At 58.2% G+C, this 22,864-nt stretch carries 22 protein-coding genes; 5 read left to right on the forward strand and 17 right to left on the reverse strand.

The window, feature by feature from the left end; genetic code table 11:
- Positions 1-348: 348 nt before the first annotated feature.
- From HMPREF2842_RS06515 to HMPREF2842_RS06585, 15 genes are all read right to left on the reverse strand, one after another.
- Positions 349-1,677, reverse strand: coding sequence for a glycosyl hydrolase family 28-related protein (locus tag HMPREF2842_RS06515; RefSeq protein ID WP_070616279.1), 1,329 nt, complete (start codon positions 1,675-1,677; stop codon positions 349-351).
- A gap of 358 nt (positions 1,678-2,035) precedes the next feature.
- Positions 2,036-2,779, reverse strand: a complete 744-nt coding sequence (locus HMPREF2842_RS06520; protein WP_070616278.1) for an S-layer homology domain-containing protein — start codon at positions 2,777-2,779, stop codon at positions 2,036-2,038.
- A gap of 312 nt (positions 2,780-3,091) precedes the next feature.
- Complete coding sequence (locus HMPREF2842_RS06525; protein ID WP_070643570.1) at positions 3,092-4,438, reverse strand: glycosyl hydrolase family 28-related protein; 1,347 nt, start codon at positions 4,436-4,438, stop codon at positions 3,092-3,094.
- A gap of 649 nt (positions 4,439-5,087) precedes the next feature.
- On the reverse strand, positions 5,088-6,086 hold the full coding sequence (locus tag HMPREF2842_RS06530; protein ID WP_371260003.1) for a bile acid:sodium symporter family protein: 999 nt from the start codon (positions 6,084-6,086) through the stop codon (positions 5,088-5,090).
- A gap of 191 nt (positions 6,087-6,277) precedes the next feature.
- On the reverse strand, positions 6,278-7,885 hold the full coding sequence (locus HMPREF2842_RS06535; RefSeq protein ID WP_070643577.1) for a M48 family metallopeptidase: 1,608 nt from the start codon (positions 7,883-7,885) through the stop codon (positions 6,278-6,280).
- A 305-nt stretch (positions 7,886-8,190) separates the two neighbouring features.
- A complete protein-coding gene (locus HMPREF2842_RS06540) occupies positions 8,191-9,327 on the reverse strand; it encodes an acetate/propionate family kinase (protein ID WP_070643582.1) in 1,137 nt (378 codons plus the stop codon).
- A gap of 271 nt (positions 9,328-9,598) precedes the next feature.
- Positions 9,599-12,448, reverse strand: coding sequence for a hypothetical protein (locus HMPREF2842_RS06545; RefSeq protein WP_246823222.1), 2,850 nt, complete (start codon positions 12,446-12,448; stop codon positions 9,599-9,601).
- A 77-nt stretch (positions 12,449-12,525) separates the two neighbouring features.
- Positions 12,526-12,879, reverse strand: coding sequence for a hypothetical protein (locus HMPREF2842_RS06550; RefSeq protein ID WP_141752188.1), 354 nt, complete (start codon positions 12,877-12,879; stop codon positions 12,526-12,528).
- Between the two features lie 163 nt (positions 12,880-13,042).
- Positions 13,043-13,321, reverse strand: coding sequence for a type II toxin-antitoxin system Phd/YefM family antitoxin (locus HMPREF2842_RS06555; protein ID WP_200963648.1), 279 nt, complete (start codon positions 13,319-13,321; stop codon positions 13,043-13,045).
- A gap of 64 nt (positions 13,322-13,385) precedes the next feature.
- A complete protein-coding gene (locus tag HMPREF2842_RS06560) occupies positions 13,386-14,021 on the reverse strand; it encodes a Fic/DOC family protein (RefSeq protein ID WP_070643596.1) in 636 nt (211 codons plus the stop codon).
- 2 nt (positions 14,022-14,023) lie between these two features.
- Positions 14,024-14,293 (reverse strand): antitoxin VbhA family protein, encoded by a 270-nt coding sequence (locus HMPREF2842_RS06565; protein ID WP_070643597.1) that lies wholly within the window; start codon positions 14,291-14,293, stop codon positions 14,024-14,026.
- A gap of 67 nt (positions 14,294-14,360) precedes the next feature.
- Positions 14,361-14,921, reverse strand: coding sequence for an ATPase (locus tag HMPREF2842_RS06570; protein ID WP_070643602.1), 561 nt, complete (start codon positions 14,919-14,921; stop codon positions 14,361-14,363).
- Positions 14,922-14,949: 28 nt separating this feature from the next.
- Positions 14,950-15,138: a hypothetical protein gene (locus tag HMPREF2842_RS06575; RefSeq protein WP_049347110.1), complete on the reverse strand. Its 189-nt coding sequence runs from the start codon at positions 15,136-15,138 to the stop codon at positions 14,950-14,952.
- Between the two features lie 2 nt (positions 15,139-15,140).
- On the reverse strand, positions 15,141-15,449 hold the full coding sequence (locus HMPREF2842_RS06580; protein WP_070643605.1) for an antitoxin VbhA family protein: 309 nt from the start codon (positions 15,447-15,449) through the stop codon (positions 15,141-15,143).
- Positions 15,450-15,556: 107 nt separating this feature from the next.
- Complete coding sequence (locus HMPREF2842_RS06585) at positions 15,557-15,799, reverse strand: hypothetical protein (protein ID WP_070643610.1); 243 nt, start codon at positions 15,797-15,799, stop codon at positions 15,557-15,559.
- Between the two features lie 595 nt (positions 15,800-16,394).
- Here HMPREF2842_RS06585 and HMPREF2842_RS06590 point away from each other — a divergent pair.
- The 4 genes from HMPREF2842_RS06590 (at position 16,395) to HMPREF2842_RS06605 (ending at position 19,429) form a co-directional block, all read left to right on the forward strand.
- Complete coding sequence (locus HMPREF2842_RS06590) at positions 16,395-16,604, forward strand: hypothetical protein (RefSeq protein ID WP_070643614.1); 210 nt, start codon at positions 16,395-16,397, stop codon at positions 16,602-16,604.
- Positions 16,604-17,251 (forward strand): Fic/DOC family protein, encoded by a 648-nt coding sequence (locus HMPREF2842_RS06595; RefSeq protein WP_070643618.1) that lies wholly within the window; start codon positions 16,604-16,606, stop codon positions 17,249-17,251. Before HMPREF2842_RS06590 ends, HMPREF2842_RS06595 begins: the two co-directional genes overlap by 1 nt.
- A 577-nt stretch (positions 17,252-17,828) precedes the next feature.
- Positions 17,829-18,506, forward strand: a complete 678-nt coding sequence (locus HMPREF2842_RS06600; protein ID WP_070643621.1) for a DUF8175 domain-containg protein — start codon at positions 17,829-17,831, stop codon at positions 18,504-18,506.
- 65 nt (positions 18,507-18,571) lie between these two features.
- Complete coding sequence (locus HMPREF2842_RS06605) at positions 18,572-19,429, forward strand: hypothetical protein (RefSeq protein ID WP_141752189.1); 858 nt, start codon at positions 18,572-18,574, stop codon at positions 19,427-19,429.
- 334 nt (positions 19,430-19,763) lie between these two features.
- Here the strand turns inward: HMPREF2842_RS06605 and HMPREF2842_RS06610 are convergent, their stop codons facing one another.
- On the reverse strand, positions 19,764-20,507 hold the full coding sequence (locus tag HMPREF2842_RS06610) for a carbonic anhydrase (RefSeq protein ID WP_070599360.1): 744 nt from the start codon (positions 20,505-20,507) through the stop codon (positions 19,764-19,766).
- A gap of 423 nt (positions 20,508-20,930) precedes the next feature.
- Here HMPREF2842_RS06610 and HMPREF2842_RS06615 point away from each other — a divergent pair, with 423 nt between their 5' ends.
- On the forward strand, positions 20,931-21,656 hold the full coding sequence (locus tag HMPREF2842_RS06615; RefSeq protein ID WP_070643628.1) for a DUF8175 domain-containg protein: 726 nt from the start codon (positions 20,931-20,933) through the stop codon (positions 21,654-21,656).
- A 78-nt stretch (positions 21,657-21,734) separates the two neighbouring features.
- Here the strand turns inward: HMPREF2842_RS06615 and HMPREF2842_RS06620 are convergent, their stop codons facing one another.
- Positions 21,735-22,823 (reverse strand): diacylglycerol/lipid kinase family protein, encoded by a 1,089-nt coding sequence (locus tag HMPREF2842_RS06620; protein WP_070643633.1) that lies wholly within the window; start codon positions 22,821-22,823, stop codon positions 21,735-21,737.
- Between the last annotated feature and the right edge of the window lie 41 nt (positions 22,824-22,864).

The following is a 22,864-nucleotide window of genomic DNA, read 5'->3' on the forward strand; positions in this document are numbered from 1 at the left end:
CGGTTTTGGTGTGCACCAATGATGTGCGTGTTCCACATACTGTCGCACGGCTATGGTGGTACACAGTGAATGGACTGTTTTACACCGCCATAGAAAGTTTAAAGTACATATTGATATTTTATTCAATATTCAATTGAGACTTTTATCAATTAAAAATTAAACATTGTTCTAAACGACAAAGCAGCTGCGAATGGTACATATTCCATTCGCAGCTGCCCTGATTCTTAGCCGACATGTGGTGGTATAACGCGCCCACTAGGGCACACGCGCCTCCCTCACGATTCACAGGAAAGTCCTGGACCGGTTCGGGCGTGTCTACTAGCTGCCGTCAGTTGCCGTCAGTCTCTACTAACCGCGCATCACGTTATAAGCTTCCTTGGTGAGCTGACCGGCGGGCGAGGTGGAGTGGCGCAGTTCCTCAACCTCAATGACCACGTTTGCGCCAATTGCGCCAGTAATGTACACGCGGCGGCCGAGCATATTACCCTCACCGATGCGGTCGTCCTTGGCGGTGCCTTCGGTGATGCGCAGGTCGTAAATCTTGTTTTCAATGTAGAAGCCGTACAGGGAGGCGGGCTTCTCCGGGGGGTTGTAGGAGACAGGCGCGACCATGCGGGTACCGCGCGCGTTACGGCTGATGTACCAGTTGGCGGCCTCGTCGGCGCGGGCGGCGCCGCTGACGGTGCCAGCCCAGCTGGAGCCTTCCGCTTCGCATCCGATGAAGATGTTGTGCGCCCACTCAACGAGCCAGCCGTGGCCCGCGTTGGAGCGTGCGGTGCAGCCGATGAACATGTTGCGTTCACCCTGCACGATCCAGCCTGCGCCAGCGTGGCGGGTGGCGGGCTCGTAGAGGGCGTTCTTGTTGCTGGTGCGGTGGTTGCTGTTGCTGGAGCAGTTCTCGAACTTAGCCTGCGCCGCGTACACCTCAATACCGGCGTAGGAGCCGCCGCTGAGATTCGCCTCGGCAACGTCGATACCGCGCAGCTTGTTGTCTGCCGCGCCGGAGTTCTGGCCTTCGTTGGGGCGGCGGGGGTGGCCGGCGGGTTTGCCGAGCAGCAGGCCCTGGTTGAGGGTGCGGCGGATGGTCACGTCGTCAATTTTCATGCCCTGGTCATCCAGGCCGAGCACGGCAACGCCGATGGCGGTGTCCCAGACTTCCACGCCGGCGATAACGGGCACGATGTCCGGTTCGTTGAGCATGTCGCCGGTCAGGTGGGTGTGGAAGATGACGCCGGCGACGTTATTCAGCGGGGTGGTGTGCGCATCGAGCGGGTAGCTGCTGATGGGGGTGTTGGCGGCGTTAGTGCGGATGTGCAGGTTGCGTACGCCCATACGCATGGGCTTGTTGGCGTTGTAGTTGCCGTAGACGGGGGTGGTGTAGCTGCCGACGTGGAACACGCCGGTGTATTCGGTGTGGCCGTTGGCGGTGGTGGGGATGGCGCGGTCGGAGTGCGCGATGACGACGGTTGAGGAGCCGTAGCCGAAGATTTCGACACGGTGCTTGATATCGATGAAGGGGTAGGAGACGCGGTAGATGCCGCGGGGTAGTTCTACGGATCCGCCGCCGCGTGCGGCGACAGCGTCAACGGCGCGCTGGATGGCTGCGGTGGAGTCTTTGGCACCGGTGGGGTCTGCGCCGTAGTTGATGGCGTTGATGCTCATGGGCGTATCGGGCATGAGTGGCTCAATTCTTTCGATGGGTACCGCGTTCGGTGCTGAAGGCGGCGTGGTGAGTGAATTGAGTGAATACGGCAGTATGCGGTGAATACGGTGCTGCGTGGGTGCAGTGTTGAGTTTGTGTGGTGCGGTGTGTTGGGCGCATTTCTGCGGGTGTTTTGGCGTGTGTGGGTCTGTGCACCGGCAGACCTGCCTTCTGCTCAAGGGTACCGCATTGAGCGTGTGGAGGCGATGACCGGGCACTGTGATGCCCGCTCCCCTGCCCCGTTTTTCTACGGTTTTTCGGCTGTTTTGGGTGCGGGTTAAACAACTGAGGGGCGGGGAATAATCCCCGCCCCTCAAGCGTATGCGTCGTATTTTATTTGTGGGTTCCGACAACCTGGTACCCGGAAGTATGAAAATCTCGAATCATTGAATATACCGTCCTCCTGTCAAGGATGGTGGTGGGTTTAGCGGTCTTGAGATTATCCGGTTCGTTTTCATTAACAGGCACCTTGGGGTACGGAGCGATAGCTACGGTGTACCAGGAAGTTTCTTTCCAGAAAGGTTTTCCGATGGGGGTAATATCTTTAGCTGCGTAGTTGTAATGTTCCCATGTGCGGTACCACAGCTTTTGTGGGCTACCGGCAGCACGGTAGAGGAAAGCGATAACGGTGCTGGTAGTTGCACGATCATCGGGATGGAACTTGCCATCAGACCAACCATTTGTAATTCCCTCACGTGATGCCCAAATAGCAAGAGGGTAGGTGGGCTCATAGGTCTCCACGTCTGCGTATGGGGATACTTCAGGTAGGTTTTTGACTTCAGGGTATCCTGCTAGACGGTATAAAGCAGCGATAACGTCCATTCTGCTGGCAGAACTATTGGGAATTTCGTAAACGTTTGTAGAAATCAAGCCATTACAATATGCCCAGATATCTGCTATCTGGCCGCGTCCGTATTGCTTATCCAGGAGACAGTCACTAACTGCGCCAGTATAAAATTTACTGGGGTTGCGGTAGAGGTTGTTCCCTTCCGCATGTGCGGGGAGGGGCGCCAGCATCAAGGATGCGGCAATACCTGCTACCCCCAATGCTTTGAGGGGGCGAGGGAGGGGGGTCATGTTACTCTCCAGAAATCGGTGATGTGAGAACGACATGTTGAGTGAATCAGCTAAATACTAGCACCACATCAAGGAATCTGAACCCCGTTGTATGTAGGCAATGTGTCACTTGTATCTTTGCTTATTGAAACGGCTGTCCGTCCCAGAAAAGCTGCGTTCGGTAGTGGGAATAGCCAAAAAAGTTACCCAGCAATCTTTGGAACTAAAAACTTCAACGTCTGAGGGGCGGGGATTACTCCCCGCCCCTCAGGCGTATACGTTTTAAGATTTTGTGATCACGAGCCTCAGCTCGCAGAGCCTAACCCTTGAGGGTTAGCCCATGAACACGCCGTTGCCGCGCTTCTCCAGCTGCTTCGGCGCGAAGGTTGCGTGGCGAATATGATCCACCTCGATGAGCACGTTATCGCCCATAGCACCGGTCACGTGAACACGGCGGCCAATCATGTTGTTCTCACCAATACGGTCATCCTTCGCGGACGCAGTCGTAATGTGCATATCGCGAATGTTGTTCTCAATGTAGAAACCGTACAGGGAAGCCTTCGCCCAGCTGTAAGGGTTGTGCGAACGAGGAGCCACGAAGCGGCTACCGCGTGCGTTACGGCCAATGTACCAGTTCGCCGCCTCGTCGCCTCGAGCAGCGCCGGTAACAGCATCCTGGAAGCTGGAGGACTCGCCCAGGCAGCCAATGAACTGGTTGTTGCCCCACTCCACGAGCCAGCCGTGACCGGCGTTCTCCTGGGCGGTGCAGCCAATGAACATGTTGCGGGTGCCCTGAATGAACCAGCCTGCACCCACGTGGCGGGTCTTCACTTCGTACAGGGCGTTCTTACCCTGGTTACGCTTGTTGAACCAGCTGGTGGACGCCTCGAACTTGGACTGAGAAGTGTAAATCTCAATACCGGCGAAGGTGCCGTAGCTCATGTTTGCGTCAGAGACGTCAATCATGGAGAACTTGTTATCTGCTGCGCCGGGGGTGTCACCCTCACGGCGGCGCAGCGGGTGGCCAACGGGCTTGCCGACGAGCAGGCCCTGGCGCAGGGTCTGACGGATGCGCAGCTTGTCAATCTTCATGCCCTGGTCGTCCAGGCCCAGGATCGCAACGCCAATGGCGGTGTCCCAGATTTCGATGTTGGACAGGGTGGGCACTGCGTCCGGCTCACCGGGGTTAGCGTCCGCAATGCGGGTGTGGAAGATGACGCCTGCAACGTTGTCGACGGGCTGGGTATGCTTCTCCAGGAAAATCTGGTTGCTCTTAGAATCCAGCGGCAGGTTGTACTTGTTGGTGCGGATGAACAGGTCACGCACGCCCATACGCATGGGCTTGTTCTGGTTGGTGCCACCGCTCATGGGGGTGGTGTAGCTACCGGTGTGGAAAACGCCGGTGCATTCGTAGCTACCGTTCTTGGTGGAGGGAATACCCTTGTCGGTGAAAGCGACGATTCGGGTTGCCTGACCGTGGCCGAAGATCTCGACGCGGTGCTTCATTTCGATGAAGGGGTAGGAGACGCGGTACATGCCGCCGGGAATCTCCACGGAGCCGCCGCCCTGGGCAGCAACGTCGTCGATGGCCTTCTGGATAGCACTAGTGGAGTCTCGTACGCCGGTGGGGTCAGCGTTGTACTTGGAATCGCATACGTTCACGCTCATGATGGTAGCCATGGAGTGTCCTCTTTCTTGGCGGATACAGAACAGCGATTAGCGCATAGATAGTGTCTTCTACGCGCGTCATTAAGCTGAGTGTATCCAGTTGTGTTTGAGTGAATAAGTGGTTTTGAGCTTCCTTCCGGTTGAGGGAGTGAGTCTCTTCCGGTGTGGGATGCGGGCGGGGAGTGAATCCGCTGCATCAACGCTCGTGGGCGGTGTGAGGGAGTGAATCTCAACCATTCCCACATGAGTCATAAATTCTTGCATACAGGATGCAAATCTGTCTAACCCATCGACAAAATATTCTAGGGCAAAATTGGGGCTTTTTCACCGCTCAACACCCGATAGTGTTGATTGTCTCGCCGGTCACTTTGATGCAATAGAGTGCACATAACCCACAGAAAACCAACTGACCAGTACAAATACCACATTTTGCACACAAATGCACTAGTCAGAGAGTTTTTCGATGAATGCGCGCTATATCACTTCGCAGGCAGGTCATCCAGACTCAAAGAACCCATTAAAACTCCTCATCAGAGGCTTATCTCACAGGCTCAAAGGTCCCCAATAGCACCCGGCGAGGCCCACCAGAGAACCGCAGAGCACCCGCCAGAGAGCCCACTAGGCACCCTGGCGAGCACCCCAGCAGATAGGGTTCAAGCCCCTACTGAACTTCCTTCGCGGAGGCGGCACCCACCACATCCAGGCGCGCATAGCGGCCCGCAAGCCAGGTACAAATCATCAACTGAACCTGATGGAAAATCATGATCGGCAGCATCATCAGACCCAGCGAGCCCGCACCAAAAATAATGATCGCCATCGGCAGACCAGCCGCCAGCGACTTCTTCGAACCGCAGAACTGAATCGTAATACGGTCGGCACGGTTGAAACCCAGACGCTTAGCCAGCTGGTCAGTCAGCCACAGCATGAACACCACAATAATCGCCATGAGCACGACCAGCAGCACGATCTGCCACCACGCCACACGCGTCCACACACCCTGCACCACCGAGGCGGAAAACGCCGAATACACAATCATCATGACCGAGAACTTATCCAGCCACTTGGTCGTCGGCTTCTTGGCGAACTCCCCCACCCAGCGGCGCGTCAACTGACCGAGCACGAACGGCAGGAACAGCTGAATGGCGATGTCCAGGAAGACCGTTCCAGAGAACTCAATATGCCCCGTGTTCATCAGCAGCATGGCGAGCAGCGGGGTCGCCACCACGCCCACAATCGAAGAGAGCGAAGCACTCACAATCGCCGCCGCCACGTTACCGCCCGCAATCGAGGTAAACGCGATAGAAGCCTGCACGGTCGAGGGCACAAAGGTCAAGAACAGAATGCCCATGTACAGCCCATCACCGAGCACAAAACGCAGCGGGGAGAGCGCCAAACCGACCAGGGGGAACAGCACGAACGTGCAGCTCAAAATCATCAGGTGCAGACGCCAGTGGGTCAGGCCGCGAATAGCCTCCGCGGTGGAGAGGCGGGCGCCGTACAGGTAGAACAGCAGGGCGACCGCGAACTTCGTTCCGGTACTGAACCATTCGGCGAAGTCGCCGCGCGCAGGCACGATAATGGCGAGGATGACCGCGGTAATGAGCATGGTCAGTAGCGGGTCGAGTTTGATGGAGCGAAGTGATGAAAGCATGGTTTCCATTCTATGACCGCACCCCGCGGCGGATGCTGGGGCGGGCGCATCTTCTCACCTGGGGGTCACACGGGATGCTCAGGAGTGCGCAGGAGGCGGTTAACAGCCGAACCCGCCGGAGTGCCTTAGCACCCCGACGGGTTCGTGAAAGGTTATTGAGCTGTGCGGCTCAGATGAGGCGGTCAGAGGAGGCTCAGCGGCTACTTCTTGTCGCCGTCGAAGCCGTAACCGTACGAGCCGCCCTCAGAGGAGTTGTTGCCGTACTGGCCGTAACCATACTGCTCGGGCTGGCCATTAGGCTGACCGGCAGAGGGCTGCTCAGGTGCGGGCTGGCCTGCACCATTCTGGCCTGCACCGTTCTGGCCAGCGGCAGGCTGACCGAAGCCGGGCTGCTGACCGTAAGACGGCTGACCCGGTGCGGGCGCCTGCGGGCCACCGGGAGCACCCGGTGCCGGCATGCCACCGGCGGCTGCGTACGCATCCCAACGCTGGCCGTGGAAGGCACGAGCCTGCTCGGTGAGCCAGCCAGCAAACAGGGTCGAGTTCGCGTCGAACTCGGGGGCGTTCTCGGGCTTGGGGTACACGTCCACGGTCTCCAGGGTGTGGTCAGCCCACGCGTCCTGGTGCTCACGCATGAACTCGGTGGACTGAATCGGGTCAGGCCACATGTGTACCGGCTCAGACGCCGGAATCAGAACCGGAACGCGCGGTGCGGTCTCCTTGACCGGGTTCTCCGTCGGACGCCAGAACAGGCGGCCGGGCTGGGTGCGGTCACGCAGCGCGTGCGCACGCCAGGTGAGAATGGGGTGGCTTGCCAGCAGGTTCACGTACCAGACGGCAAGGCCGCGGTCGGTCACCGCACGGTCGGCAAGCTCATCGAAGTTGACCTGCTTGTTCAGGTACTTACCCGCCGCAAGCACCTTGACAGCACCCTCAGCGCCCTCGGGGCAGAAGCGGTAGCCGAAGTTGTCGGCGGTGTACTCCTGCGAGCGGGACAGCGCACTCGACAGCACCGGAATCTGGTTGAACAGCGTAGTGAAAATCAGACGGAAATAGCCGACGTGACCTGCGGCGATGTGGCCAACCTCGTGGCCAATAATGAAGCGCAGCGCCTGCGGGTCACGGGACTTACCACCGATTTCGAACAGGTCGGAGTACAGGCAGATGTAGCGGCGGAAACCGTGACCTGCCGCGAAAGCGTTCATGGTGCCGTTACCGAGGATGACGTACGCATCCGGCACACGGCGCAGGCCCGCAGCCTCAGCTGCTTCGGCGAGCATCTGGTACGCCTCGGGGAACTGGGTCGGGGTGATGCGCACACCGTGAACACGCTGCTGTGCGTAGTAGATTGCACGAACGATGAAGACGGCAATCGGGCCCAGGATGAGCAGACCAACCGTCTGGAAAATCAGGTCTTCCAGGCTTGCGGAGGTGCTGCCGGAAGGTACTCGAACCGAGCCTTCACCGGTTGAGCTGAAGACGTAACGCATCATCGAGCTGAACAGGTCAGCCAGCGCCATGAACAGCACAATGTAGCCGACCGCGGTGACGGCGTAGGCGGCGACCAGCCACGGAATTTCGGAGGGGTGACGCAGCGCGTGCAGCACCTTCGGCGGCAGCATCGACTGGTAGGCGAAGAGCTTCGGCTGGGGCAGGGGGCTGACCGGCTTCTGGCGTTCGTCTTCGGGGAGCCAGCCGGCGGAGAGGTCCTGCGGGAGGGGCTCACCGGGGGCGTGGAATGCCTGCTGGCCGGGCTGGGCGTTGAACTGCCCGCCGGGCTGCTGGTGGTTTTCAGGGGGTTGAGTCATGTCTCGTCCGCTTCGTATCGAGTGTTATCTGATTCCACTCTATCGTTTTTGGGCACTTACTAGTGAATGTGAATGCGCTTTTTCTCATAGAATGCCCATTCGCGACGCTACAGCACGCCCCAGCACCGGAATACACAGTATCGGAATACACAGCGCCGGGGCGCACAGTGCAGAGACTCCGGGACACACAGTGCAGGGGGCGCACCGCCTTGCGGGCATAAGAAATCCGCCGCAGCACCCATATGACGGGACGCTACGGCGGATTACTTTACGCTGAGCCGCCTACACGGCGGGGTGCGTGGGGCTTAGAGGCTCTTGACGAGTTCCTCGGTAGCCTCAGCGATAGCCTTCTCCTCGTTGGTGGGGATGACCAGCACCTTGATAGCGGAATCCTCGGTGGAAATCACGCGCGGCTCGGGGGAACGCTTAGCGTTCTCTTCCTCGTTGTACTTGATGCCGAGAGCGCCGAGGCGGTCCAGGACCAGCTTGCGGAAGTCGCCGGAGTTCTCACCGATACCTGCGGTGAAGATCAGTGCCTGCGCGCCGCCAACAACCAGGTTGTAGCCGCCAATGTACTTCATCAGGCGGTAGGAGGTCATGTCCAGTGCGAGCTGTGCACGCTCGTCACCGGACTGTGCAGCCTCAACGACCTTACGCATGTCGTTGGAGCCAGCCAGTGCGAGCAGGCCGGACTCCTTGTTCAGAATGGTGTCCAGGCGGGCACCGTCGATGCCCTCACGGGACAGGATGGTGGTCAGTGCCGAGGGGTCAATGTCGCCGGAGCGGGTACCCATAATCAGGCCAGCCAGCGGGGTGTAGCCCATGGAGGTGTCGACGGACTTGCCGCCCTTCACAGCGGTCACGGACGCGCCGTTACCGAGGTGAGCGACAATGCCGTTGAACTCGTCGCGTGCAATGCCGAGCATGTCAGCTGCAACGTGGGAGACGTACTCGTGGCTGGTGCCGTGGAAGCCGTAGCGGCGGATGCTGTACTTGTCAGCCAGGTCGTAGGGGATTGCGTAGCGCCATGCTTCTTCAGGCATGGTGGAGTGGAACGCGGTGTCGAAGATTGCAACCTGCGGCAGGGAGGGCCACTTGTGCATTGCTGCGCGCATGCCCTGAGCGTGTGCGGGGTTGTGCAGCGGTGCCAGCGGGGAGAGGTCGTCGATCTGCTGGACAACTTCCTCGGTGAGCAGGGTGGGGTGGGTGAACTTCTCTGCACCCTGCACCACGCGGTGGCCGACTGCCTGCAGCTCGCGGCCGTGCAGGACGGGCTCCAGCTTCTCAGACATGATGTCGAATGCGACTTCGTGGTTGGGCACGTCGGTGCCGATGTTTTCGACGAGGCCGGAGGTCAGCATCTGCTCTGCCTCGGGCAGGGAGGTGTCACGCACCTGGTACTTCAGGGAGGAAGAACCAGCGTTCACAACGAGAATAAGCATGAAAGTATCTCTTTCGTAGTTTTCTTTTCTGCTCCATTCTCGCACTTTTCGAGCCTGCGTGCGAGACGGCCCCGACTGTGTTTTTAACGGGGGTTTTTACGAGGGGTGGTATAGAGGCATTATCGGGTGCAGGAGGGGCGGGTGTGCACAGTGTGGCGCCGTACTCGTTCAGAAGTGCCACCGACGAATCGGTCCAGGCTATAGGTTTGCCCTATAGATTCGCATTTCGTCCTCGTTAGTTCTTGGAGAAAAACGTAGTACTTGGGTCAGCTCACGCATCTAAATTCACCACTTCTTTGAAACAATCAAGGTTAGAGCGCGAGTGAAGGACAATCACAACCTGCTTGTCACTGCCCTCGATAGCGCACGCCATCGATTCGAGCTCAGCGCGCTCCTCTGAGGGAGTGAGAGCCTTCAAGGTCTCATCAAGCAACACAAGCCGGGCAGCGCCTTCACGTAATACGGAACGCGCAAGCATGAGCCCGCTCGAATTCGATGCTTCAGATGCGAACGGATCGATATCTGGTACGATTACCACTTCGCCTTGGGGATACCGGCGGTATAGAGCATCAAGCATGACGGACTTCCCCGCGCCAGTTGGTCCAATCAAGGCAACCATAGAACACCCAGAGTCAAGAACACTCTCAAGCAGAGCCAGGTCAGCAGACCGCACGGGCGGATAAGAACGGTCGGCCCGGTACTCTTCAAGCATCCGAACACGCTCCGCAGTCAAGCTGACTACACCAACCTGTTGCAGCGTCTCCACCGTAGATTGGATACCAGATGACAGAGTTACTGCAAAATATATTACGACCGCGGGAGTAACCACTGAGTTCGATTCTTCGACCATCAGTGCCAATACCACTGCAGAAACATTCAGTGACAACACAAGCAACTGAATCAGTCCCGTACGCAGTGCGTAGGCGTTCGCCAACTGAATCGAGCTACTGACGTATGCAGCCTCCGAATGAGCGTAGGCTTCTTCTCCAGCCCGACGCAGCCCTGCACTGACGGGCGCAGCGTGTAAGCCAGCCTGGGCACCAGCCACCCCGATGAAGTCACCTCGGCGATTGGCAGCCGTCGTCGAGGCAGGGAGAATCCACTTTGAACCCTGACGCATAGCAAGGATCGCTAGGGGTGCTACCGCCAACACAACGATCATGAACAGCGGGGCGCCGGCCACTGCGCCTCCGACGAGCATAAAGGTCTGTAGAATGACCATAAATACCGAACCCAGGGCGCTAGGCACCGACATCTGAAGGTCGGAGAAGTCTTCACCCATCCGCCCCATGACCGCACCGCTTGTTCTAGGACTAGCGAATCGATCGAGCCTGCGTATAACCCGGTCGTGCAAATCGCTCAGCCTAGCGATGGGAGCCCAGTAGAGCGGGCCAAAGAACATGACGGACCCAACAATTGCTGCCAGTGCGCAAGCAGCTGACACTCCAGCAACCTGAGCAGACAGCCCATCACTGTGAGCAATCGTCAATGCAAAAGCAACTTCGGATCCGCTCAAGAGTAGGGCGCCACACGTAATCCACACCAAATGCGGTCCAAACAACAACAGGGCCGATCGTCGGAATGTGGCACGCTTCGGCTCAGGGTCAGGAAGGTCCTGTCCCTCGCTCACATCCGTCGAACCAGCATCTGCTTCCTTAGCTGCCCCGGGGCTATGAGCCTGCAACTCAAGAGGGTCTACCCTCGCATCATTGCCGGGGGTGAAGGCACTTGGTACGTACTCCTCCGAGCTTGCCAGAAGTGTGCACGTTGGCACGCACTCTAAGATCCTCTCGGCAACCACTTCTCGTGTTACAGGATCAAGCGCTGCGAACGTATCGTCCAAGATTAGCCAGTCCGGTTTGTCTGCCAAAACGATAGCGACAGCAGCACGGTGTCTCTCTCCTGACGACAAGGTTGTTGCGTCTTGCCAGAACCGCCCAATCACATCCTCAGTGAGCCCCATACCTAAAGCGAGGCTAGTGAACCGGGATACCTGATGTGGCGAAGCAGAAGCTCGCCACGCTGACAACACCGGATGGGACATTTCCGGGTTGCGTGGTACGAAAGCAGAATCGGGGGTGGTCACGGATGTGCGCAATGCTTCAGCGCGCTCAGACGTAGCTGCAAGCACCTCTCTAGAATTTGAAGGCCGCCCCACCCAGTCCTGCTGTTTAACCGTGCAATTTGGAGACGACTCGAGCTTGTCGAGCTCACGCATCATTGGCACAGCGAGCCGAATAACCCGATAGTTTACGATGTTGTTCTGCACCGCTGCGTACAGGTAGCGGGCTGCCAAAATAATTCCAATACCGAAACGAGCGGATGGCCAGAGCCACGCGCCGAGAACCGCAACCACAGCGAGCACCGCAGTTAGTGCTCCCCGTTCAAGGAATCCATTCAGGACCTGCAGCGGGACCCGTCTGCGCAGAAGATGCTCTTCGGTGTTTCGGATGCTAGCGACCTTATCCAGGGCGGTACCCCAGCTGGGGATGCTTTGCCCTCGAGGCAGCGCGTTTGCTACACGCTGGATCCACTGCCTACGCTCTCCCTCTAGAGCGACGTACTGTTCCCATAGTCGGCCCACCAAGTTGATGAGACGGACGCTGACGAATACCAATCCAGTGATGAGCAACGCAGCGATGGCGCCGCTTGCACCATATAGCGCGAGCGAAGCCGCGAGAAAGGCAATAATCTGAACGGTTGAAACGGCGAAATCAACAACGAAGGCAAACTGGCTGATCTGTCCTGGGTATGTGAGAACATGCCCGTGAGCTTCCGGCGGATGGGACCTACCAAAGATGTCCCGGAAACGGCGGTATGTAAGCTGTCGAACCGCGATCGTGAGAATAAGCTCTTGGCGTTCCTTCACCCAGTACCCTAGGCTTTCAGCTAGGAAAGCGAAGATGAGTAACCAAATAGCACTGCCTGGGGTCCTCTCACCTGACGTTACCCGGCCGATACCTGCCGTAATCATCAGAGCCCCTGCAACATTCAGTAGGCCAGCGGTGAAGACGGTGAAACTCGTGCTCGTTGGCGCGAATATCAAAGCAAGCCAGCGAATCCGTCTCGGCAGGTCCCGCGCTATCCTTTGATAGCGCGCATACAAGTGCTCGATGGGCATGTCTCTCAGATGCAGGCAAGGAGCAGCGCTCTGTGTTTCGCCCCGTCGCTTGTGATTAATCACCATTATGTTTCCAGTCATTCGGTATTCGAGTTCAGATGTACGGCTTCGTTAATAAGTTCGTCGTTCGGAAAACGGGCTTGGAGGTCGTTGAGAGCTACCTGGACATCTATGCTCGGTTCGAGCTCAACCGTGCGTCCTGCCTCTACCGCTGCTTCCTCAAAACAGCCCATATCGCTCAAGAACGACGCGAAATCCTGGTGGTATTCGGCGAACTCTGGGTCCATCGCGATGGCCTCTCTGAACAGTCGCTCCGCCTCTTGAAGATCCCCCATTGACTTCACAACTCGAGCCAAATTCGATGTAAGCACTGTGTGATGCAGTCTATAATGAACAGCCAACGTCGGCTGAGATGCTGCCTTCTCGGGCATGCACCGAAATTGGGTACGGGACAAATATACAATAATGTGACCAAAATCCAACATATAAGCGTGTCTGTCGGGCTCATCCCCGCGCATACAGGGAAAACCCGCCGCCTTACCAATAAGGTGGCGGACATCCGCGCTTTAATGCCCTCATCAGGTATCCGCCCTGTTATTTATCTTCCGTGTTCTCGGATTCGATATCGGCTTCCAGGGCTTCCACAAATTCTGCGAACGGCATGGTTGTTTTAGTCCTTGCCAGCAGTTCTGCAGCCTCGTGAACATCACGTTCGTCTTCAAGGCGTTCTAGAAGAGATAAATCGTCGATGGAGATAAGAGCACCAACAGGTTTGCCATTTTTAGTTATGACAACTCGTTCGTGGGTGTGGGATACACGAGTAACCGTGTCTTCCAGGCTGTTGCCCAATTCAAGAATTGATATTTGATTCACTATTGCCTCACTTAGCTGAATATATAACTATGTTCTTCTGCCCAATATGTAATTAGTCGCGTGACTAGGCGTCACGCGGCACAGTAATGATGCTGAACAGCTGATGCAGCTCCTCCGGGTGCACCTCAAAATACCCGCGATCCGGGCCGCTAAACATGGAACTCTGGTTCCAGCCGCGGCGGCCAGCACGCGCATAATCGAACCGGAAATTACTACGCGCCGCCACATGATCCATAAAAATGCGGGTCGCACGACCATTACCCTCACGGAAGGGGTGCGCATGGTTCAGGTGCGCGAAAATCGCGGCGGCAGCCTCCACAAATTCCTGATGGTTCAGGCTCGCCCAGTCAGTCGCACGGCTAGTGGCGAAAACGTAGTCGAGGTACCGCTCAATGCTCAAAGGCCCGTCCTGAACGCTCGCGAAAGCACTCACACCCTTGGACATGTCCACGGTGCGGTACTCCCCCGCCCAGTCGTACACGTCCTGGAAGAGGTAGCGGTGAATGGCCTTGAGGTGCTCCGCGTCGAAGGTGTGGGCGATGAGCTCGGGGTTCTTGGTGAGCTCGTAGCCTCGTCGGGTGATGATGCGGTGCTCGTAGAGCGAAAGCGCCGCGGGGTCCTTGATACCCGGCTTGTTCCGCATGACGTGCTGGTGGGGTTCGGGGTAGAAGTACGCCGCCCAGTTCTGCTGCTGACTCACGGTTATTCGCCCTCCTCTGCACTCTGCTGACCCGCGTTTTGGCTTGTCAGCACCTGGTAGGCGAGCGCCTTCGCTAGTGCTTGCCGGTCGTATTCTTCCGCGGTGATTCGCCCAAGCTCGTAGTCGATGAGTAGCGCAACATCTTCACGGGTGGGGTTGTCACCCTCAAGCCAGGATGAGGCGAGGGGCTGCATGACGTTGCGGCGCTGCTCTTCGGTGAGCGACTCGAAGAGTTCGGGGTAGCGGACGGGCAGGTCAAAATGATCTGACACTGTATGTTCCTTTCTTGACCTTCACAGGTCGGCCTCACGGCTGGGTTGTGAGGGTGGGAGGTGACGGTTAGCTGAGGTGCAGACCGTATCTCGGCTCGTCGAGCAACACCTTTGAACAGGCACGCCAGTACACCGGCTCGTACCAGCGGGTGTTGTCGAAGACCCGCAGGATGTCCACAGAGGAGGCGAGCACCTGCAGGTTCGCGTGGGAGCTGTCGTAGCGGCGGCGGATATCTGCCTCGTCAACACCGTGCCCGCCCTTGGCGACTCGGGCGGCGACCCGGTCCACGGCGGTGTCGGCGCTGTTGAGCGTCACGTACAGTAGGGTCACCTCGTACCCTTGGGCGTGGGCACGGTCGATGAGGTTCTGGAAGGATTTGGCGTTACCCGCAAGGGTGGTTTCCTGGTGGATGGACTCACCGGCCGCGAGCGCTTGGCGCAGGTCCTGCACAGTGTCTCGCATGGCGCGGGCGGCGTCGGCGGGGTTGCGCCAGTCGCCTCCTGCAGCGCGGAGTTTCTCGTCGGCATTGAGGCGGCGGGTGGCACCGAAAATTTGCGGGTTGGTGCGGTAGAGGGTACTCTTACCGGCTCCGTTGACTCCGCCGATGATGATGTATTGGGGCTTCATGTGCGGCTCCTTAGACTGCCTAAACGGCTTAGACGACGAAGTTCTCGTCAGCGAGAACGATGCGCTGCTTCTGCTGCAGGGAGTAGGTCTGCAGGGCGAGGTAGAAGCGGCGTTTTTCGTCGTCTTCTTCGGCCTCGATAAGCGGGGTGAAGACCTCTGAGCTGTTGTCTACGAGGTACTTGTGGAGCGCCTCAAAGTCGGGGGTGCTGTCTTCCATGGTTATCCCCTTTCCGGAAGGTAGTCGACGGGCTGGTACTGCTCAATTTCGTTGGGTTTGGCGGAAGATTTTGCTTCTTGCGACCTCTGCTTATTGAGGGCGAGAGCGTGTTCCAAAATCTGCTTTCGGTACTCTTCCCAACTGATGCGACCTAGCTCTAAATCAATAAGACGAGCAATCTCTTCGCGACTATGTTCGTAGCCATCAAGCCACGCTGACGCAAGAGTCTGAGTAATACCTCGCTTCTGCTTATCGTTGAGCTGTTCAAACAAATCTGGGTAACGGTCAGGAAGGTCAAAATACTCTCCCATGAGTGTTCTCCTCGCAGGTGTGGTTGGTGGATAGCTGGTGGCAGGAGCCGCCCACTACTTCGTGGGCGCGCTCCCTCTAAGCTACTTATTATGAGGTGAAGTTTTGCCTAGTCGGCAGGCTTTTCCACTGCCTGTTTCTTCTCGCGTCGGCGGCGACCCCACTCCCCAAATTCGGGGCGGCTCGTGTACTCGGTATTCCACGCCTCCGCGGTCGCCGGCAACCAAATTCTCTTATTACTGTGCGACATAAAATCAGGCTCGGGCAGCTCGCCTCGGCGGAGCAGACCCGCGGGGGTCATACCCAAGAAACGCGCCATTTCATTGACGCCTACAATCAGCATGCGATCCATCAAATGGGTCCTTTCGTTAGTCTTCGCTGCGGTGACGACCGATATACCACGCGCATGCATGGATTACGACTGCTAGTGCGGGCCCTCACCCGTACCCTTGGGAGGCACCTCGTATATTCCAGCCTAACCCAGGGGCCGAAAACAGGCACTGCCCACGGTCATTCTGAGGAGGGCACCGCCAAAATGACCGTATGCGTTGCTGGAGATTCCCGTACTTGGTAGCCTTGAGGTACAAGTTAAAACCTGTCTCGTACGCTCTGCAGCTGTGTAGCGTTGCTTGCCATGTACGGTGAGTTCCTACCGGATCTTATTCCGAGTAGGGGGTGGAAAGGATGGGGCTACGAAGGGAAGCCTATGTGGCCGAATTCGTGGACCTTGTCATGGGTATGAGGCGTGGTCCCAGTAGGGTAGCGCCTCATAACGCTTTAAGGGCGGGCTCTCACCGGGTTCGCCTTTTCTGTTCAGCCTTTTCTGGTTCTGGGCGCTTCCAACGTCGGAAGCCGCGTGTACAGAAAACCGCATACACAGATTTCTGTATTTCTGTATCGCGTTCCCCTCACCAAACCTACACGGTAAATCTCCAAGGGAGGAAAGCATGTCAACAGCAACCAACCGCACCGACAACTCCAACAGCTCCATGAGCCCCGAAGAGGCACTGAAGTTCGTTGAGGCTGGCATGAACCTCGCAGGGCACGTCATCACCGACCCTCACCTCCAGGAGCTCCTGCGCCAGCTGGCACACCACGAAATCTCTTTCGAAGAGTACGATGCAGCTACTACCCGGCACATTATGGGTGATGCGTAATGGCGAAGCACTACGAGTGGGGCGACTACTACATCCCCGGAACGCGCGTCCTCCGGAACCTTTTCACCAGCCCCAAAAAAACGTACGGTGAAACTGACGCCGCTAAGCTCAAGCAGCTCGAAGAGTCTAAAGTGAGCGGTCGCATGCTCTTGCTGGCTCAGCAGCCTATCCGCGGCAATTTCGATTTTGCGCATATGAAGGCGATTCACGGGTTCCTCTTCCAAAACGTGTACGAGTGGGCTGGTCAGGAGCGTACCGCCCCCAGTTTTTGGGATCCGCGCATGAGCAAGGAGGGGCACCGGTATTTCCCGGCGGGTGACCCGATGCTGGAGCAGGCGAACCGGCTCTACCGCGGGTTGGCGGCTAAGAACTACCTGGCGGGTCTTTCTCGTGAGGAGTTTGTGCGTGAGTATGCTGAGCTGTGGAATGAGCTGAATGTGGTGCATGCGTTCCGTGAGGGCAATACGCGCACCCAGTTCGTGTTTTTCAGTCAGCTTGCTGAACATGCCGGGTACCGTCTGGTGCCTGCCGCTTTTGCGGTGACGGCGGGTTTGCGTGATGAGTTCGTGGAGGCGCGTTTTGAGGGCCAGGACACCGGCAGGAGCGCACGCCTTGCCGAGGTGTTGGCGCAGGCGATTGCTGAGTAGCCGCCGGTTCTTGTACTGAAGGTCGGCGGGTATTGCCTCTAGTAGGAATCCTGGCGTGACCAACCGCGTTGCCGGAGTTTCCCGTGCTTGGTAACCTTGAGGTACAAGTTAAAACTCATCTCGTACGCTCTGCGCAAGTTACCGTGCTGCTCATCATGTAAGTGGTGAGTTCCTATCAGATTTTCTGTGTAGGGAGGGGAAAGGGTGAGGCTGCGGGGGGAAGCCTGTTTGGCCGAAGCCGTGGACCTTGTCATGGGTATGAGGCGTGTTCCCCGTAGGGTAGCGCCTCATAACGCTTTAAGGGCGAACCTTTAGAGGTTCGCCTTTTCCTGTTTCGCGCTCTCTCTTCATGAGAGAACGACCGTTCGCTCAGCGCCCTGACGGCAGGCATGCTAGGGTATCTTTTGACGCTCATATGAGAGCACCCAGTAGCCGGTGATTCCGCCTCCTAAGGCGGGCACCTTACCTGGGGATGCTCTGCTGTCTCCACTCACTCTCAACCAGTAAACACCGCCCCCAGCGCCGAGGGGCTGGCTCAGTCTATAACCCACCGCCGGGAAGACACGATTGGAGACTCGTGAAAACATATAACACCGCATCAGGTCCAGCCATTCCCCGCGCGCTCATCGGGTTCTTCTACATCATTGGCCTGCTACTCCTCGGGCTCACCCTCCTGTGGGTGCCGCGAGGAGGCGCCTCCCCCATGGAAACCCTAGAAGCTAAACCCGGCGTCGTGATTGAGCCCGGCACGTGCGGTGCTGGCGCATCCGCAGACAAGACCGTCCTGAATACCGCCCCGAAAGACACCCAGTGGGTAACCACCGAATCAGGATGGACCGGACCCGTCTCGCAGACTGCCGGACCCGTTGTAGAGTCCCCTATTCGCAGCTGTTTTGAGCACTCAGCACAGGGTGCCCTATACGCAGCCGCGTGGGCGGTCATCCACGTTAATGACAGCCCGGAAGCGTACATGCCGACCGTCATCGGACCCGGCGCTGAGCAAATCACCAAGAACCGCCTGCAGGACACGAAGACCCGCACCGTGGTTCGTATCATGGGGTACCGCTACATGTCGTACACCCCGGAACGCGCAGTTATCCGCGTTCTCTTTCAGACCCCGTCAGGTACCTACCGTTACTTTGAGACGACCCTGGAATGGCACAACGGCGACTGGGCTCTGTGGGTTCCCACCGAGCAGCCGCAGGTGACTGACGAATACGACAAGGACAAGTACGTCACCTGGAAAGCCGCCTAGTCAGAGCTGAAACCGCCGCACCGGCTGAACAAAACACCGATCCACACTACGAAAAGGGCACACCAATGTCGCAGACCCCCATGTCGTCCAGTAGTCCCACCCCCATCCCGGCACCATCCACTCATTCCCCGATTCCGCAGGAGCAGATGCATCAGCGTCAGGACCTGCTGGAACACCTCCGCCAGGTCAAGCAGCTGGTGGATCGCGCAGCGCCCTGGGCGGCTTCTTTGCAGAGCGCCCAGGAGTCGTACGTTGAAGCTGTTCCTAATCCGCCGCGTATTAAGCTCACTAAGCTCTTTGTAGCTTTCGTGAAGGTTCTCGCCTGGACGTACCTTATTAGCGCTCTCGTCATGATGGTCACGTACCTGCGGTATCTCATCGCCAACCCGCAGATTCACTCCAGCGATATTCCGTGGCACACCATCCACCTCCCGGCGTTGGTTTCTGCCGCCGCTATCGCGGTTGCCTGGTGGCTGTGGAAGTACTTCGGCATCTACCCGCTGGCAATGATGAGTGTGGAGCGTGAGAACCTGAAACGGCAGGCGCACAACGAATCTGTGTGGCGCGAGTATGAGGACCCGGCACGTGCGGAACTATCGAAGGTGCATAAGGAGTACATGGAGCGTTTCTCCCACTGGTACCCGGAAGACTACCTGTACCCGTACGCCTCGGACAGCCTGTACAAGTACGTGCGGCAGGGTCGGTCCTTCACTCTGCAGGATGCGCTGAACCTGTTCGAGAAGGAGAAGCACGAGCTGTGGGTTCGCCTCAGCATGGAGCAGCAGGCTGAGGAGCAGCGAATCCATAACGCCATTGTGGAAGACCTAATGGATCAGCAGCTGTACGAGCTGCGTAAGGCGAACGTTCTGCTTGCTGGTATTCTGGCGGCGACTACAGCTACCGCCTACCGCCGTTACTACTAGGAGTTATGGGAAGCAACAAGCTCTATATGGGGAGGGGACACATCTGGTGCGTCCCCTCCCCTGTTTCTAGGTTTACGGGTTGATCCTCTAGCTATCGGGATTTTTGCCGACTCACAGCGTCTAGAAGCGAGAACTGCACCGGACTGGACGGCGAGAAAAATAGTGTAAAAAATCGCCGATTTTTTCACTATCCCCCCTGATTTTCAGGAAATGGTGAAAAAATCGGCGATTTTTTTCATAATCCAGGTCACATATACGTATTTCGGGTGCTGGGAAGGCTCCTGACTCAGACCCCTGCAGGGGCGCATCCTAGTGGGAAGCCGCGCCCACCGCTCTACTTGTTATGCTGCTTGAGCCATTTTTCAGCAAAGAGCTTGTAGCCCTGCGGTTCAAGAATATGAGACGCCTTCCACTTATTGGGTCGCTCCGCAGTACGGTGCAAACGCACGTAGTAGGCGGGGCTGAGGCTTCCCTCGACTCGCACGCTAACCGTAAGCCAGTAGGGGTTGTCCCCACCAGGAACTTTCAGGGTCGGGTCATCGACCAGTTCAGCGCTGATTACGGTTCCTTTCAAAAGGTCAATACGCGATTTAGGCCCGTACTCATTCTGCACTTCGGGGTCGACCATCGGGTAGAGCTCTTCAGACCATTCCTTGTACGGCTTGCCGCTGGTGTATGCGGCGACAATTGCTTTCGCGGTTTCAAGCGCGCGACCACGGTCTTCGTCAGTGATGCTATTGAGGGTAGGAACGCTGGAGGGCTGCTGGGGTCCACCACCGGTTCCCGCCAGGGGTGAGGGGTCAAGGCTCACGGTCGGGGTCGCTGCCGCAGTGGTGGATGCCGCGGTGGTACTTGCCTCTGCGCTCGGGGAAGCGGTCACCTCGGTGACAGTGGGGGTGCGGCCTGCGGTGGTGGTTGCGGGTGCAGGAGTAGTAGAGCTGGGGGTGGGGGTGCTGGTGGCGGTAGAGGTTCCGCCGGTGATGAGGGTTCCGCCCGGTGCGGAGCTATCGGTGCTAGCAGAGCAGCCGGTGGCGAGCAGGGCAAGTACAGCGGCGGCGGCAGTGATTTTGCGGGTCATGGAGAGGGGCTTTCTCTGATGAACGGTTCTATGTATCGGTGTGATGTGTCTAGGCGGGGCAGTGTAGCGTTGCGACCGCCTGCGGTTGGTGTCTGCGTCGGGCGCTGACGCATAGCGGGTGCATGGTTCGGCACCGGATTATCGGTAGAAATTCGGTGTTTTTCGTGCAGTCCAGCTCATATCATGGTAGCTCAGGGCGAGCGCCTGCAGGATATCTGTAGACATGATAGGGTATCTTTTGACACCGATAAATACGTGCCGCCGTGTTTTTGCGTCTTGCAGTCCTCGATGTTGTGTTCTGACTCAGACGCTTTTCCTGCGGCACCGCATAGTTTCTCATCACTCATTCAATCTCTGCCCTCCTGCTGGGGGTGGGTTTGTCGCGCCCCGAAATTGTGGGGTCTACGTATTTTGGAGATTGTTATGGAGAACAAGGGTGGAGTCACTATCCCCCGCTGGGCTTTCGGACTGGCAGCAGCTGTCGTCGCCCTCCTCGTTGTACTGGTCATCGTGCTGATTCCGCGCGGCGGCGATAATTCCAACACCTCCGCTTCGGGCGGCTCGAACGGTGCAGCGCAGTCGAACTCCGCCGCAGGTAATTCAAATGGCGCGGCCCAGTCGAAGTCTACCTCTACCGTGGAGGCTGGAACCTGTGGTGCCGGCGCCTCAGATGACCAGGCGGTACTGGACGCAGCCCCCAAGGACACCACGTGGGTAACCACTGATGGGGGTTGGATGGGTCCGGTATCGAAGACCGCAGGCCCGGTAGCAAACTCGCCGATTCGTAACTGCTTCGAGCACTCGGCTGAAGGCGGATTGTACGCCGCAACCTGGGCATATATTCAGATGGTAGAGTCCCCGAAGGACTATATGCCGACTATTGTTGGCCCCGGCGCCGATACGCTCCGCGAACTCCGCAAGAAGGACACTACGACCGCTCCGGTTCTCCACATTTCCGGCTACCGTTACATCTCCTACACCCCGGAGCGTGCAACGGTGCGACTGCTGCTCAAGACCCCGTCGGCTACATACTGGTCTGCCGATATTGTGATGGAGTGGCACGATGGTGACTGGCACTATTGGGCTCCTACTACTCCTACTGAAGCTGGCAAGGCTGACCCGGACGAGTTCATTACCTGGGGTTCCTAAAACCTAACAGCCCGTACAGGCAATAAACGCGGTGGGGCACGACCTTTCAACAGGTCGCGCCCCACCGCGTTTATACGTTTAGAGCACCTCGGGGTGGACCGCCACCTCCACGGCGGCAGGCAGCACGCGCGCGCTAATGCGGTACGCCGACGGTGCAGGGTCGCCATCCACCTCAACCGGCTGCGCACCATCCGGGAACTCCAACACCACCTCAGACCCCACCAGGTGGCGAATCACCGGCAACTCAATGCGCGGCGAACCCAAAATCGTGCGGCGCGTAACCTTCGCCATCAGCAGCCCCCACTCCACCAGGTCACGCGGCGACGCCACAATCACCTCAAGATTGCCGTCATTCACATCCGTCATATCCGCCAGGCGAATACCGCCCTGCAGGCGACCGCAATTCGCAACCAGCACCGAACGCATGGGCAGGATGCGGGGCTCCCCACCGTCCACGCTGATGCGCACCGGATGCGACCTGCCCAGCATATGCTTCATGCCGGACTGCACATACGCCACCCAGCCGAACTTCGCCTTAATCTCCTCGTTCGTGTCGTTCATGACGAGCGCGTCGAAGCCGGCACCACTCATCACAAAGAACGTGTGTTCGGTTTCTTCGCCGGTGGTGCCCGTAGTCGTCATCTCAATCGCGTCAACGTCCTGACCCGCGCCGTTGAGCGCAATATTCACGCACGCCGCCACGTCACTCACCGGGATGTACAGGTTGCGCGCCAGCAGGTTGCCGGTGCCCATCGGCAGAATACCCAGGCGCGGCTTGGGCCCCTCGTGATGCGCCAGCGCCGCCGCCACGGCACGCACCGTGCCGTCACCACCTGCGGCAATCAGCAGGTCAACGCCCTCGGCAATCAGCTCGCGGGCGGCCTCTGAGCCGGGCTCGTCCACGCGGGTGGTGCGCACCAGCGCCTTCGGGTGGCCGTTCGCCGCGAGGATACGTTCCAGAATCTCAATAGCCACCGCAACGCCGGGCTTGCTCGGGTTGTACACCACGCCCACGCGACGACTGGGGCCGGTAGGCAGGGTCGGCAGAACGCCGAAGGGCGCACCCAGTTCGATAGCGCGTCGGCGCGCCTTCTTGCGGGCACCAGTGGCGGAGGCGGTCAGAGCCGCCGCCGCAGAAACACCAAGGAGTTTACGGTAAAGAGGCATAGTTCTTAGACTACCGGGATACGCAAAAACCCGCCCACCGT

The sequence above is a fragment of the Rothia sp. HMSC069C10 genome (assembly GCF_001812205.1).
Taxonomy (GTDB): Bacteria; Actinomycetota; Actinomycetes; order Actinomycetales; family Micrococcaceae; genus Rothia; species Rothia mucilaginosa.

Excerpts from the sequence above, each read along its gene's own strand:
- HMPREF2842_RS06515 (WP_070616279.1), bottom strand. The coding sequence starts at position 1,677 with ATGCCCGATACGCCCATGAGCATCAACGCCATCAACTACGGCGCAGAC.
- HMPREF2842_RS06520 (WP_070616278.1), bottom strand. The coding sequence starts at position 2,779 with ATGACCCCCCTCCCTCGCCCCCTCAAAGCATTGGGGGTAGCAGGTATT.
- HMPREF2842_RS06525 (WP_070643570.1), bottom strand. The coding sequence starts at position 4,438 with ATGGCTACCATCATGAGCGTGAACGTATGCGATTCCAAGTACAACGCT.
- HMPREF2842_RS06530 (WP_371260003.1), bottom strand. The coding sequence starts at position 6,086 with ATGGAAACCATGCTTTCATCACTTCGCTCCATCAAACTCGACCCGCTA.
- HMPREF2842_RS06535 (WP_070643577.1), bottom strand. The coding sequence starts at position 7,885 with ATGACTCAACCCCCTGAAAACCACCAGCAGCCCGGCGGGCAGTTCAAC.
- HMPREF2842_RS06540 (WP_070643582.1), bottom strand. The coding sequence starts at position 9,327 with ATGCTTATTCTCGTTGTGAACGCTGGTTCTTCCTCCCTGAAGTACCAG.
- HMPREF2842_RS06545 (WP_246823222.1), bottom strand. The coding sequence starts at position 12,448 with ATGCCCATCGAGCACTTGTATGCGCGCTATCAAAGGATAGCGCGGGAC.
- HMPREF2842_RS06550 (WP_141752188.1), bottom strand. The coding sequence starts at position 12,879 with ATGCCCGAGAAGGCAGCATCTCAGCCGACGTTGGCTGTTCATTATAGA.
- HMPREF2842_RS06570 (WP_070643602.1), bottom strand. The coding sequence starts at position 14,921 with ATGAAGCCCCAATACATCATCATCGGCGGAGTCAACGGAGCCGGTAAG.
- HMPREF2842_RS06575 (WP_049347110.1), bottom strand. The coding sequence starts at position 15,138 with ATGGAAGACAGCACCCCCGACTTTGAGGCGCTCCACAAGTACCTCGTA.
- HMPREF2842_RS06580 (WP_070643605.1), bottom strand. The coding sequence starts at position 15,449 with ATGGGAGAGTATTTTGACCTTCCTGACCGTTACCCAGATTTGTTTGAA.
- HMPREF2842_RS06585 (WP_070643610.1), bottom strand. The coding sequence starts at position 15,799 with ATGGATCGCATGCTGATTGTAGGCGTCAATGAAATGGCGCGTTTCTTG.
- HMPREF2842_RS06590 (WP_070643614.1), top strand. The coding sequence starts at position 16,395 with ATGTCAACAGCAACCAACCGCACCGACAACTCCAACAGCTCCATGAGC.
- HMPREF2842_RS06595 (WP_070643618.1), top strand. The coding sequence starts at position 16,604 with ATGGCGAAGCACTACGAGTGGGGCGACTACTACATCCCCGGAACGCGC.
- HMPREF2842_RS06605 (WP_141752189.1), top strand. The coding sequence starts at position 18,572 with ATGTCGCAGACCCCCATGTCGTCCAGTAGTCCCACCCCCATCCCGGCA.
- HMPREF2842_RS06610 (WP_070599360.1), bottom strand. The coding sequence starts at position 20,507 with ATGACCCGCAAAATCACTGCCGCCGCCGCTGTACTTGCCCTGCTCGCC.
- HMPREF2842_RS06615 (WP_070643628.1), top strand. The coding sequence starts at position 20,931 with ATGGAGAACAAGGGTGGAGTCACTATCCCCCGCTGGGCTTTCGGACTG.
- HMPREF2842_RS06620 (WP_070643633.1), bottom strand. The coding sequence starts at position 22,823 with ATGCCTCTTTACCGTAAACTCCTTGGTGTTTCTGCGGCGGCGGCTCTG.